Annotated in this window: 11 protein-coding genes; 5 read left to right on the top strand and 6 right to left on the bottom strand. The window is 72.6% G+C overall.

The features are described 5' to 3' along the window. Window positions 1-17: 17 nt before the first annotated feature. The gene (locus ABIB53_RS05405; protein WP_354587425.1) at window positions 18-668 is read right to left on the bottom strand and encodes an FMN-dependent NADH-azoreductase; all 651 of its coding nucleotides are present in this window, start codon (window positions 666-668) and stop codon (window positions 18-20) included. Window positions 669-760: 92 nt separating this feature from the next. Between ABIB53_RS05405 and ABIB53_RS05400 the strand changes: the two genes are divergently transcribed. Next, window positions 761-1,321 (top strand): MarR family winged helix-turn-helix transcriptional regulator, encoded by a 561-nt coding sequence (locus ABIB53_RS05400; RefSeq protein ID WP_354587424.1) that lies wholly within the window; start codon window positions 761-763, stop codon window positions 1,319-1,321. 6 nt (window positions 1,322-1,327) lie between these two features. Here the strand turns inward: ABIB53_RS05400 and ABIB53_RS05395 are convergent, their stop codons facing one another. Continuing rightward, complete coding sequence (locus ABIB53_RS05395) at window positions 1,328-1,864, bottom strand: hypothetical protein (protein ID WP_354587422.1); 537 nt, start codon at window positions 1,862-1,864, stop codon at window positions 1,328-1,330. A 155-nt stretch (window positions 1,865-2,019) separates the two neighbouring features. Continuing rightward, complete coding sequence (locus ABIB53_RS05390; RefSeq protein WP_354587421.1) at window positions 2,020-2,520, bottom strand: MarR family winged helix-turn-helix transcriptional regulator; 501 nt, start codon at window positions 2,518-2,520, stop codon at window positions 2,020-2,022. Between the two features lie 79 nt (window positions 2,521-2,599). Here ABIB53_RS05390 and icmF point away from each other — a divergent pair, with 79 nt between their 5' ends. From icmF to ABIB53_RS05370, 4 genes are read left to right on the top strand one after another with little or no spacing between them, the layout of a single operon-like run. After that, window positions 2,600-5,833, top strand: a complete 3,234-nt coding sequence (gene icmF / locus ABIB53_RS05385) for a fused isobutyryl-CoA mutase/GTPase IcmF (RefSeq protein WP_354587420.1) — start codon at window positions 2,600-2,602, stop codon at window positions 5,831-5,833. Window positions 5,834-5,862: 29 nt separating this feature from the next. Beyond that, window positions 5,863-6,228 carry a YidH family protein gene (locus ABIB53_RS05380; protein ID WP_191563741.1) on the top strand — a complete coding sequence of 122 codons (366 nt, stop codon included), beginning with the start codon at window positions 5,863-5,865 and terminating at the stop codon, window positions 6,226-6,228. A 10-nt stretch (window positions 6,229-6,238) separates the two neighbouring features. Continuing rightward, on the top strand, window positions 6,239-6,565 hold the full coding sequence (locus ABIB53_RS05375) for a DUF202 domain-containing protein (protein ID WP_354587419.1): 327 nt from the start codon (window positions 6,239-6,241) through the stop codon (window positions 6,563-6,565). A 10-nt stretch (window positions 6,566-6,575) separates the two neighbouring features. Next, on the top strand, window positions 6,576-7,325 hold the full coding sequence (locus ABIB53_RS05370; protein WP_354587418.1) for a helical backbone metal receptor: 750 nt from the start codon (window positions 6,576-6,578) through the stop codon (window positions 7,323-7,325). A 70-nt stretch (window positions 7,326-7,395) separates the two neighbouring features. On the opposite strand, the gene ABIB53_RS05365 is transcribed toward ABIB53_RS05370, so the two are convergent. The 3 genes from ABIB53_RS05365 to ABIB53_RS05355 form a co-directional block, all read right to left on the bottom strand. After that, complete coding sequence (locus ABIB53_RS05365) at window positions 7,396-9,183, bottom strand: S8 family serine peptidase (RefSeq protein WP_354587417.1); 1,788 nt, start codon at window positions 9,181-9,183, stop codon at window positions 7,396-7,398. Window positions 9,184-9,351: 168 nt separating this feature from the next. Further along, window positions 9,352-10,614, bottom strand: coding sequence for an acyl-CoA dehydrogenase family protein (locus tag ABIB53_RS05360; protein WP_354587416.1), 1,263 nt, complete (start codon window positions 10,612-10,614; stop codon window positions 9,352-9,354). Window positions 10,615-10,677: 63 nt separating this feature from the next. Next, window positions 10,678-12,003 carry an acyl-CoA dehydrogenase family protein gene (locus ABIB53_RS05355; RefSeq protein ID WP_354587415.1) on the bottom strand — a complete coding sequence of 442 codons (1,326 nt, stop codon included), beginning with the start codon at window positions 12,001-12,003 and terminating at the stop codon, window positions 10,678-10,680. Window positions 12,004-12,038 lie beyond the last annotated feature (35 nt).

The following is a 12,038-nucleotide window of genomic DNA, read 5'->3' as shown; positions in this document are numbered from 1 at the left end:
CCGGCGAAGGGGGAGTCTCAGGCGGCCTGCGCGACGGACAGCGCTCGGCCGGCCTCGCGGGCCGAGGCGAGGGCGCCCTGGTGCATCTCGGCGGCGAGATCGGTGAAGTCGTCGAGAGCGGGGTTGGCCCCGACGAGGGTGAGCTCACGCTCGACGACGGTGAGGTCGGCGCCCCAGACGTCGGCGACGATGCGACGCAGGTAGGAGGTCGCGTGGTCCCAGCCCTCGCGCGGGGTGCCCGCGCCGTAGGCACCGCCCCGCACGGTGCACAGGACGACCTTCGTGCCGGCGAGGAAGGGCGGTGCGCCGGCCGCGGCACGCGGGTCCGAGATGATGAGGTCGACCCACGTCTTGACGTGCTGGGAGACGCCGTAGTTGTACAGCGGGACGGCCAGCAGGACCGCGTCGGCGGCGACGAGCTCGTCGACGAGCTGCGCGGCGAGCGCCGCCGCGGTCCGCTGCTCCTCGGTGCGCTCCGCCTCGGGGGTCTGGCTCGCGGCGACCGCGTGGCCCCAGGCGTCGGCGGGCAGGACGTCGACACCGATGTGCCGGCGCTCGACCGTGTCGCCGGGGTGGGCTGCGAGCCACTCGGACTCGACGACGTCGGCGATCTCTCGGCTCGCCGAGCCGTCCGTGCGGATGCTGGCGTCCAGGCGGAACAGGGTCATGCGGTCCTCCGATATCAGTGGTTCAAGGTTGAAACCATCGTTCGTTACTTCATGCTTGAAGTCAAGTGGGGTCCACGTCGTAAGGTGTCGCCATGCCCGTCGCCCCGCCGCCCGCCGACCCGGAGGCCCCGCGCTGGCTGTCCGAGGAGGAGCAGCGCGCCTGGATCGCGGTCGCCCGGCTCGTCCTGCAGCTGCCGGGCGCGCTGGACGCGCAGCTGCAGCGCGACGCAGGCATCAACCTCTTCGAGTACCTCGTCGTCAGCCGGCTGTCGATGGCGCCGGAGCGGACCCTGCGCATGGGTGAGCTCGCGGACATGACCGGGGGCTCGCAGTCGCGCCTGTCGAACGTCGTCAAGCGCCTCGAGCACCGCGGCCTCGTGCGGCGCGAGCCCGACCCCGCGGACGGGCGCTACACCCTCGCGATCCTCACGGAGGTCGGGTGGTCGACGGTGGTCGCCGCAGCCCCGGGCCACGTCGACGCCGTGCGCCACCTCGTGCTCGACCCCTTGGACGCCTCGCAGATCACCGCGCTCAGCGAGATCGGCGAGCAGCTGCGCACGCACGTGCGCAGCGAGTGCGACGCCGCTGCCCACGGATCGGGCGGCGCCCTGGCCGGCGCTCCCGACGACCTCAGCGGCTGCGACGCGTCCTGACCCGGGTCAGTGGGTGATCGGGGCGACGCAGCGGTACTCGCCGGGCGGCCCGGTCCCGTCGACCTCGAGGGTGACGCGCCGCTTCGTGACGGCACCGACGAGGCAGGTGCGCGGGCCGGTGACGACTCCGACGAGCACGCCCGGGGTCGCCGCCGGGTCGCCGAGGTGCTCCTGGATGTCGATGACCTCGACGTCGTCCTCGCCGTAGCCGAGGCCGAGCACGGTCGCCCGCGTCTCGTCGACACCGATCTCGCCGCGGCGGCGCTGGGTCTCCAGGGCTGAGCGCACCGTGGGCAGGGCGGCGCGGGCAGAGCTCGAGTCGCTCGGTGACGGGTCCTGCCGGCGGGTGGCAGCGGCGTTCTCCTCGTCGTGGGGAGCGACGAGGTCCGAGGTCGGGCCCGGCGTCGCGCCCGACGTGCTGCTCGGCTGTGGCGTCGAGGTCGAGGACCCTCCGGGACTGGCCGGCACTCCCTCGCCGCACCCGCCGACCACCGTCACGGCAGCCAGGCACCCCACGACACGTGACGCGACCGGTATGCCCATGACTCCCCCTTCGCTCCGTCCCATCGCACCACAGCGGACCGGTCCGCGCCTGCTCAGCAAGACAAACCCCGGGTGAGCACGAGTCCCTGACTCATGCTCACCCGGGGTTTATCGGGTCACCCGAGAAACTTGGGGCTCGAGGGACTCGCCGGGCCTCACCCGAGCTCGAAGTCCCCTGCACCCGCCCGCATCCGGGCGAGGACCTCCACGAGGGTGGTCGTGTCCTGCGCCGAGAGGCCGAGGGCGCCGAAGACCTCGTCGTTGAGCCGCCGGGTGCACTCCCGCGCGACGCGGGCGCCCTCGGGGGTGATGCCGACGAGCACGGTGCGGCGGTCCTGCGGGTGGGGGCTGCGGGCGACGAGCCCGGCGGCCTCGAGCCGGTCGACCGCATTGGTCACGCTGCTCTGGTGGACCTGCAGGCGCGAGCTGATCGCGCGCATCGGCAGGGCGTCGTGGCGGGTGAAGCCGAGGAGCATGAGCACCTCGTAGCGCGCGAAGGTCACCCCGCTGCCCTGCAGCGCCGCGTCGACCCGGCGCATGAGGATCGCGTGCGCCCGGATCACCGACGTCACCGCGGCCATCCCGTCGGCGGCCTCGACCCAGCCGCGCTCCACCCACTGGGTGCGCGCCGCGTCGATCGGGTCGAAGGAGAGCACGGCAGCACCTTACATTGACGCGCAATATTTGGACGTCCTACTGTTTGAGGCGACACCGACGTCCTACAGGAGCTCAGTCATGTCTTTGCACACGCCCACCCACCCGGTGCGCTTCGTCACCGCGTCCGCCCTCTTCGACGGGCACGACGCGTCGATCAACATCATGCGGCGCATCCTCCAGAGCCAGGGGGCCGAGGTCATCCACCTCGGGCACAACCGCTCCGTCGCCGAGGTGGTCCAGGCGGCGATCGACGAGGACGTGCAGGGCGTGGCGATCAGCTCCTACCAGGGCGGGCACGTCGAGTACTTCGAGTACCTCGTCCAGCTGCTCCGCGAGCGCGGTGCCGGGCACGTCCAGGTCTTCGGCGGGGGTGGCGGCGTCATCGTGCCCGCCGAGATCCAGCGGCTGTGCGACGCGGGCGTGCGTATCTTCTCCCCCGAGGACGGCCAGCGCCTCGGCCTGCCCGGCATGATCAACACCCTCATCGAGACGTGCGACGTCGACCTGTGGGAGCAGGGGCCGGCCGACGTCGACGCCGTCCTCGCCGGCGACCGGGCGGCCGTCGCCCGGGCGATCACCGGGGCCGAAGGGGGACGCCTCGACGAGACCTTCCTCGCCCGCATCCGCGAGGCGGCCGCCCGGCACGCCGCCCCGGTCCTCGGGCTCACCGGCACCGGTGGCTCGGGCAAGTCCTCGCTCACCGACGAGCTCGTGCGCCGCTTCCGCGTCGACCAGGAGGACAAGCTGCGGGTCGCGGTCATCGCCGTCGACCCCACCCGCCGCAAGGGCGGCGGCGCGCTCCTCGGCGACCGCATCCGGATGAACTCGATCGGCGACGACGGCGCCAGCCCCGTCCTCTTCCGCAGCCTGGCCACCCGCGGGGCGCACGAGATCCCCGAGCACCTCAGCGCGGTCATCGACATCGCCAAGGCCTCCGGCCACGACCTCGTCCTCGTCGAGACCCCCGGCATCGGCCAGGGCGACGCGGCCATCGTCCCCTTCGTCGACCACTCGATGTACGTCATGACGCCCGAGTTCGGCGCGGCCAGCCAGCTCGAGAAGATCGACATGCTCGACTTCGCCGACACCGTCGCGATCAACAAGTACGAGCGCCGCGGCGCCGCCGACGCGATGCGCGACGTGGGCCGCCAGCTCGTGCGCAACCGCGAGGCCTTCGGCGCCCAGCCGCACGACATGCCGGTCTTCGGCACGAGCGCCGCGACCTTCAACGACGACGGCGTCACCGCGCTCTACCAGCACCTGCGCGACGCGCTCGCCGAGCACGGGCTGCCGGTCACCGAGGGCACCCTCCCCCGCGTCGACACGCGCCACTCCACGCGGATCGGCCAGGTCGTGCCGCCCGAGCGCGTGCGCTACCTCGCCGAGATCACCGCCACCGTGCGCGGCTGGCACGAGGACACCCGGCGCCTGGCCGCCGCGGCTCGGCGCGTGCAGCGGATCGACGCGGTCGCGCAGGAGCTGCCCGAGGGGCAGGGCGCCGACGACGTGCGCCGGCTGCTCGAGCAGGCCCGCGCCGACCTGCCGGCCGAGGTCGCCGGGCTCGTGCAGGGCTGGCCCGCCGTCGTCGAGTCCTACTCGGGCGACGAGCAGGTCGTGCGCATCCGCGACCGCGAGATCCGCACCCGCCTCACCCGCGAGAGCCTGTCGGGCAACCGGATCAGCCGGGTCGCCCTGCCGCGGCACACCGACCACGGCGACCTCGTCACCTTCCTGCGCGGCGAGGGGCTGCCCGGCGCCTTCCCGTACACGGCGGGCGTCTTCCCCTTCAAGCGCGAAGGGGAGGACCCCGCCCGGATGTTCGCCGGCGAGGGCGACCCCTTCCGCACGAACCGACGCTTCAAGCTGCTCTCCCAGGGCCAGAGCGCGACCCGGCTGTCGACCGCCTTCGACTCGGTGACCCTCTACGGCCGGGACCCCGACGAGCGCCCCGACATCTACGGCAAGGTCGGCACGTCGGGCGTCTCCGTCGCGACGCTCGAGGACATGAAGCAGCTCTACGACGGCTTCGACCTCGTCGACCCGACGACCTCGGTGTCGATGACGATCAACGGCCCCGCACCGACGGTCCTCGCCTTCTTCCTCAACACCGCGATCGACCAGCAGCTCGAGGCCTTCCGCGCCCGCGAGGGCCGCGAGCCCACCGGCGCCGAGGCCGAGGAGGTGCGCACGAGCGCGCTGCAGCAGGTGCGCGGCACGGTCCAGGCCGACATCCTCAAGGAGGACCAGGGGCAGAACACCTGCCTCTTCTCCACCGAGTTCTCGTTGCGGATGATGGCCGACATCCAGGAGTGGTTCATCGAGCAGGGGGTGCGCAACTTCTACTCGGTCTCGATCTCCGGGTACCACATCGCCGAGGCCGGGGCGAACCCCATCAGCCAGCTCGCCTTCACCCTGGCCAACGGCTTCACCTACGTCGAGGCCTATCTCGCGCGCGGGATGGACATCGACGACTTCGCGCCGAACCTGTCCTTCTTCTTCTCCTCCGGCATGGACCCCGAGTACGCCGTCCTCGGCCGGGTGGCCCGACGGATCTGGGCGGTGACGATGCGCGAGCGCTACGGCGCCAACGAGCGCAGCCAGAAGCTGAAGTACCACATCCAGACGAGCGGGCGGAGCCTGCACGCGCAGGAGATGGACTTCAACGACATCCGCACGACCCTGCAGGCGCTCAACGCCCTCTACGACAACGCGAACTCCCTGCACACGAACGCCTACGACGAGGCGGTGACCACCCCTTCGCCCGAGTCGGTGCGCCGGGCGCTCGCGATCCAGCTCATCATCAGCCGCGAGTGGGGCCTGTCGATGAACGAGAACCCGCTCCAGGGCTCCTACGTGATCGACGAGCTCACGGACCTCGTCGAGGAGGCCGTGCTCGCCGAGTTCGACCGGATCAACGAGCGCGGCGGCGTGCTCGGCGCGATGGAGACCGGCTACCAGCGCGGGCGGATCCAGGACGAGTCGATGCTCTACGAGCACCGCAAGCACGACGGCAGCCTGCCGATCGTCGGGGTCAACACCTTCCTCGCCGAGCGCGGTGACGACGAGGTGCCCGTCGAGGTCGAGCTGGCCCGGGCGACCGAGGAGGAGAAGGAGTCCCAGCTGCGGCGCGTGCGCGCCTACCAGGAGGCCCACCGCGACGAGGCGACCGAGGCGATCGACCGGCTCAAGGCGGCCGCGGCCGGCACCGAGAACGCCTTCGCCGTCCTCATGGACGCCGCCCGCGTGTGCACCCTGCAGCAGGTCACCGACGCCTTCTTCGAGGTCGGCGGCCAGTACCGGCGCAACGTCTGAGCCGGCGGGGTCGTCAGTACGGTGAGCGGGTGAGCGCGCGCGAGAGGTGGCCGGCCCGGGTCTACGGCGAAGGGGACGAGCCGGACTACCGCTTCTCCCTCGCCAACGAGCGGACCTTCCTCGCGTGGCTGCGCACCGGCCTCGCGCTCCTCGCCGCCGGTGTCGCCATCGACGTCCTCGACCTCTCGCTCGGCGAGAACGAGACGCGGGTGGCCGCGGTCGTCCTGCTCGTCCTCGGCGTCCTCGCACCGGTGCTCGCCTGGCTGCGCTGGGCGGCGGCCGAGCGCGCCATGCGCCGGCGTGAGCCGCTGCCCGGTCTCGGCGTGGCGGCCGGCGGCGTCGCCGGGCTGCTGCTGCTCACCGCCGTCGTCCTGCTCGTCCTCGTCGGGCTGTGAGCGGAGAGCGGTGAGCACCGACGCGGCGAGCAGCCCGCCCACCCCCGGGGCGCAGCCGGAGCGCACCGCGCTGGCCTGGCAGCGCACCGCACTGGCGGCGGCCACCGGCGCCGCCGTCGTCGGTCGCCTCACGCTCGCCGACCTCGGACCGGTCGCCGTCGTCGTCATGACCGCGAGCCTCGTCATGGCCCTGGCCGCCTTCGCTCTCGGCCGGCGGCGCTACCTCGCGCCGCACGAGGAGCCGAGCCGGCGCCGGGACGGCCGCGCCCCGGCGCTGCTCGCGCTCGCCGTCCTCGCCATCGGCGTCACCGAGCTCGTCGCGCTGCTCAGCCGGTAGCCTCGCCGCGATGACCCGCTCGCTGACCGACGACCTCGGCACGGTCCTCGACCTGCCCGACGCACCGACCCGGGTCGTCTCGCTCGTCCCCAGCCTCACCGAGGCCGTCGCCGCGACCGCGCCGGGCCTGCTCGTCGGCGCCACCGACTGGTGCACGCACCCGACGGACCTCGACGTCGCCCGCGTCAGGGGGACGAAGAACCCCGACCTCGCCGCCGTCCGGGCCCTCCGTCCCGATCTCGTCGTCACGAACAAGGAGGAGAACCGCGAGCTCGACGTACGCCGGCTGCGCGAGAGCGGGGTCGCGGTGTGGGTCACCGACATCGAGACCGTGCCCGAGGCGCTCGCCTCGATGCGGCGCCTCATCACTGGTCCGCTCGCCCTCGACGCGCCGACCTGGCTCGACGAGGCCGACGAGCTGTGGGGCGGCCCGCCACCCCCGGTCCGCGACCGCGTGGCCGTGCCGATCTGGCGCGACCCGTGGATGGTCGTCGGCCCCCGCACCTACACGACCGACCTCCTGCGGCGGATGGGGCACGACAACCCCTTCGCCCACGGCACCGCGCGCTACCCCGCCGTCGAGATCACGCAGGTCGACGCCGACGGCGTCGACGAGGTGTGGCTGCCCGACGAGCCGTACGTCTTCACCGAGGAGGACGGCCCCGAGGCCTTCACCCGCACGCCGACCCGGCTCGTCTCCGGGCGGCTGCTCACCTGGTACGGCCCGGCGATGGTGCAGGCCCACCACGAGCTGCGCTGAGCCGCCGGGAGGGACGACGAAGGGGGACCAGCCGCCGTGGCGACCGGTCCCCCTTCGTCGTGCTGACGGGTCAGCGGTTGAAGGTCACCGCGTTGTACGCGTTGACGATCCCGTCGCCGTAGAAGCCGTTGAAGCCCGGCTTGCTGACGCACGTCGCGGTGAACTCCGCGTCGCGGCCCTCGTTGGTGTACTCCTGCACGCCGCCCTCGGGGCAGGCGTGGTCGGCAGCCGACTTCTTGAGCACGTAGGCGACGTCACGCGAGTCGTGGCCGAACCACATGCCCTTGCCGGAGCCCCGTGCGCTCACGATGAGCGCGGCGACGCCGGAGGCGTGCGGCGCGGCCATCGAGGTGCCCTGGAGGTACTCGTAGTAGCCGCACTTGTTGGCGCCCTTGCTCACCGGCGTCGTCGAGCACTGCTTGATGACCCCGGCGTCCTTGCCGTCCTGGGTGATGTAGCCCCACTTGCTCACGAGGCCCTGCTCCTGCAGGTAGCGCTGCGAGGCCGTCGAGAGGATGAGGTTCTCGTTCGTGCGGAAGGTGTCGGTCCCGAAGCCGTCACGGAACCAGCCACCGGGGGCCGAGACCTCGATCTCGCCCGAGCTGAGGTCGGTCGCCCAGTTCGAGTAGTCCGCCTTCGTGCCCGACGGGCCGACCGCGGAGGTGCCGATGACGTTGGCGCCCTCGGTCGGCAGGTCGAAGCAGGTGGCGTTGTCGATGGTGCGCTCGTGCGAGACGCCCTCGGGGAAGTTCGGGCTCTCGAGATCGTTGCGCGGGTTCGACAGGTCGTCGTGCCCGTTGCCGAGCGCGGCGACCATCGTCACGTCGCGGCGGTGGGCGTAGTCGAGGACCCGCTCCATCGTCTCGATGGTCACGTCCTGCTGAGCGGCCTGCTCCGGGCTGTCCTCCGGGGCTCCCCCGCGGCAGTTGAAGGCCCACGGGTCGACGTAGAAGGACATGTTGACGACGTCCATCCGCTTGTCGGCGGCCCAGGTGATGGCGTTGGCCACCGGCCCGAGGAAGAAGTAGCCGCTGTCCTGGCCGGCGCGGACGTTGGCGAGGACGACGTTCGGCGCGACGCCGGAGACACCGAAGCCGTTGGCCTTCGCCGCGATGGTGCCGGCGACATGGGTGCCATGACCGCCGTGGTCGACCGTCGCGGGGTCGACGCAGCCGTCGTACTCGCAGTCGCCGTCGATCGCGGGGATGTCGCGGGTGAAGTTCTTCGACAGGGCGGTGCTGAAGTTGCCCGCGATGTCGGGGTGGTTGGCCTGGACACCGGTGTCGATGACGCCGACGCGCACGAGGCGGTTGCCCGGGTTGACCGCGCGCGCCTTGAAGGAGTCGACCATCTCCAGGCCCCACAGCTTGGAGTCCAGCGGGTCGCCCTTCGTCGCGGCCGCGCTCTTCGAGCCGGCGACGGAGCGCTGCGTGCTCTTCGTCGCGGCCGCGCTGCGCTGGTGCTCCCGGAGCACCTGGTCCTTGGTGACGACGCTCTTCGGCGAGCGGCCGACGGAGATCTCGGCGGCGGCCTGCTTGACGCCGGCCAGGCCGCGGGCCTTCGAGGCGAAGGAGCGGTTGCTCGAGTCGACGGTGATCATGCCGATCTGGCGGTTGATCGAGGTGACCGTGCCGCCGGCGGCCTTGACCCGTCGCACGACGGAGTCGATGTCGGCGCCCTTGTCGGCGAGGACGACGTAGGCGCCGCTCGTCATCGACGGGCCCGAGGGCTGCGCGGCCACGGCCGGCGCGGAGACAGGTGCTGCAGGTGCTGCGGCGGTGGCGGTCGTGGCACTCGCCAGGCCGGTGACACCGAGGGCGGTGGCCCCGACCAGTGCCATGAGCTTCGTGTGACGCATGGATGTCCTCCCGACGATCCTCGGCAAGGAGCCGAGAGGCGTCAGGCTAGGGGGCAGGTCCGCACGCTGGGAAGACCCCGAAGGTCTGCATTCGGTCAGGACGCGCGAGGGCGGCGACGCCCCGCGTCGCCGCCCTCGGTGCCCGGGTCGGGCCCAGCCGGGAGCTGGCTACTTCAGCTCGCGGCTGGAGTAGCCGAGCAGCCGGCGGGCGATGACGAGCAGCTGGATCTGCTGGGTGCCCTCGAAGATGTCGAGGATCTTGCTGTCGCGCGCCCACTTCTCGAGCAGCTCGGTCTCGGCGTAGCCGGTCGCGCCCGCGAGCTCGACGCAGGCGAGGGAGACCTCGACGCACGTGCGCCCGGCCTTCGCCTTGGCCATCGAGGCCTCCATCGAGTTGGGCTTGCCGTTGTCGGCCATCCACGCCGCACGAAGGGTGAGCAGGTAGGCGGCCTGGTAGTCGGCCTCCATCTGCAGCAGCCGGGCGGCGGCCGCGGGCTGGGTGGCGGCCGGCCGGTCCGGGTCGGGCACGACGCCGGCGTCGGCGAGCAGCTCGGTCGTGCGGTCCAGGCTCGCGCGGGTCAGGCCCAGGGCCATCGCGGCGACGAGCGGCCGGGTGTTGTCGAAGGTCTGCATCGCGCCGCCGAAGCCGCCCTCGATGCGGATCCCCGGGTCGCCGAGGAGGTCCTCGGCGGGCACCCGGCAGTCCTCGAGGCTGAAGGCGGCGGTGTCGCTCGCCCGGATGCCGAGCTTGTGCTCGAGCCGCACGAGCCGCATCCCGGGGTTGTCGCGGCGCACGACGAAGGACTTGATCGCCTGCTTGCCCAGGCTGCGGTCGAGGGTCGCCCACACGACGACGAGCTCGGCCCGCTCTCCCGCGGTGACGTAGATCTTCTCGCCGTTGATGACGTACTCGTCGCCGTCCTTGACCGCCGTCGTGCGGATCGCCCCGGAGTCCGAGCCGACCTCGGGCTCGGTGATCGCCATCGCGGCCCACTTGCCCGCGTAGCGGGCCTTCTGCTCCTCAGTGGCGACGGCCGCGATCGCGGCATTGCCCAGGCCCTGGCGCGGGATCGACAGGGTGAGCCCGACGTCGCCGCGGCAGGTCTCGAGGATCGAGAGCACCGAGGAGAGATTAGAGCCGTTCCTGTTCTCCCGCTCCCCCTTCGCCCGCCGACCGGACCCGACGGCGGCGACGTCGCCCTCGGTCGCGCCGTCGTCCTTCGCCCGGGTCGAGGAGGACGCGCCGGCGCCCTGGCCGGCGCCCGAGTCGCTCAGCCCGTCGATGACGGCCGAGACGAGGTCGAGCTCGGCCGGGTACTCGTGCTCCGCGCGGTCATACTTGCGCGAGATCGGCCAGAAGACCTCCTCGGCCATGCCGCGGGCCTGGGCGACGAGCGGGCGGAACTTCTTCGGGACCTCGAGGTCGATCATGTCGGCAGTCCTTGTCGTGTCGGGGGACGAAGGGGGATGAGCGAAGGGGGACGAGCGGCCCGCTCAGACGAGCAGGGTGCCCTCGAGCAGCCCGGCACCGCGCAGGTCGCGGTACCAGCGCTCGTTGTCGAACTCCTTGACGAAGCCGTGGCCGCCGAGCATCTGCACGCCGTTGCTCCCGACGAGGGTGAGGTGGCGGGACGTCAGCGCGCGGGCCTGGGCGATCTCGGCGGACGCGTCCTCGCCGCGGTCGAGGCGAGCAGCCGCCTTCCACACGACGAGGCGCAGGGCAGCGATCTCGACGGCCATGTCGGCGACGGTGAAGGCGACGGCCTGGCGGTGACCGATCGGCTCGCCGAACGCGGTGCGCTCCGTGACGTACTGCGAGACCTGGTCGAGCACGGCCTGGCCGGTGCCGACGGCGGCGGCCGACCACGCGAGCCGGGCACGACGCACCGCGTCGAGGTGGTCGTCGGTCGTGCCGAGGAGGTGGGCCGAGGGGACGCGCACGCCGGTGAGGTGCAGGCGCGAGGTGCGCGCCGCGCGCAGCCCCATCGCCGGGTCGTCCTCGACCTCGACGCCGGGGGTGCCGGGCTCGACGAGGATGAGCCGGGGCTGCCCGTCGACGCTCGCGCTGACGACGAAGAGCTCGGCCCGGTCGGCACCGGGCACGAGGGCCTTGACCCCGTCGAGGACGACCTCGTCGCCCTCGGTGCGACCGGTGGTGCGGGGCGAGAGCGGGTCGAAGAGCGGCTGCGGCTCCATGAGCGCGAGCGCGGCGACCGGCGGGTCCTCCCCCGTCAGCTCGGGCAGGTAGGTCGCCTGCTGGTCGGCGTCGCCGTAGCTGGCGATCGCGGTGGCGACGGCGGCCGGGGCCATGATCGCGGTGGCGATGCCCATGTCGCCGCGGGCGAGCTCCTCGAGCACGAGCACGGCGGTGACGGCCGAGCGCTCCTCGGCGATGCCGTCGAGCTCGGCCGGCACGCCGATGAGGTGCAGGCCCATCTCGGCCGCGGCGCTGCGCACCTCGGCGGGGACGGCGCGCTCGGCGTCGGCCTGCTTCGCCGCCGGACGGACGACCTCGTCGGCGAGCTCGCGCGCCACCGACCGGATCATCTGCTGGTCCTCGGTGGGCGTGAGGTCGAACATCTGGCGGGGGCGCGCGGGTGCGGTGCGGGCGGCCTGGCCCGAGCCCTTCTTCTTCGCGAAGGCGCGACCCGCGGCGGTCTGCGCGCGGAAGCTCGTCACCGCGCCCTTGTAGAGGTAGCGCTCGACGGTCGCCCGGACCTTCGGGTCCTTCAGACCGGGCAGACCGCCGGCCTTGGCGATGAGGCGGAGCCCGAGACGCTGCCCCTTGTCGGCCAGCGACGTGGATTCGGTGGTGGCCATGCGGCGTACCCCTTCGTGACGCTCGTCGGCGACCG

Source organism: Janibacter sp. UYMM211 (assembly GCF_040547045.1).
GTDB classification, from domain to species: Bacteria; Actinomycetota; Actinomycetes; order Actinomycetales; family Dermatophilaceae; genus Marihabitans; species Marihabitans melonis.
This window is presented reverse-complemented; position numbering and strand designations above follow the sequence as displayed.

What these genes read in the sequence shown, in the direction of transcription:
- ABIB53_RS05405 (WP_354587425.1), bottom strand. Translation starts at nt 668, where the DNA reads ATGACCCTGTTCCGCCTGGACGCCAGCATCCGCACGGACGGCTCGGCG.
- ABIB53_RS05400 (WP_354587424.1), top strand. Translation starts at nt 761, where the DNA reads ATGCCCGTCGCCCCGCCGCCCGCCGACCCGGAGGCCCCGCGCTGGCTG.
- ABIB53_RS05395 (WP_354587422.1), bottom strand. Translation starts at nt 1,864, where the DNA reads ATGGGCATACCGGTCGCGTCACGTGTCGTGGGGTGCCTGGCTGCCGTG.
- icmF (WP_354587420.1), top strand. Translation starts at nt 2,600, where the DNA reads ATGTCTTTGCACACGCCCACCCACCCGGTGCGCTTCGTCACCGCGTCC.
- ABIB53_RS05370 (WP_354587418.1), top strand. Translation starts at nt 6,576, where the DNA reads ATGACCCGCTCGCTGACCGACGACCTCGGCACGGTCCTCGACCTGCCC.
- ABIB53_RS05365 (WP_354587417.1), bottom strand. Translation starts at nt 9,183, where the DNA reads ATGCGTCACACGAAGCTCATGGCACTGGTCGGGGCCACCGCCCTCGGT.
- ABIB53_RS05360 (WP_354587416.1), bottom strand. Translation starts at nt 10,614, where the DNA reads ATGATCGACCTCGAGGTCCCGAAGAAGTTCCGCCCGCTCGTCGCCCAG.
- ABIB53_RS05355 (WP_354587415.1), bottom strand. Translation starts at nt 12,003, where the DNA reads ATGGCCACCACCGAATCCACGTCGCTGGCCGACAAGGGGCAGCGTCTC.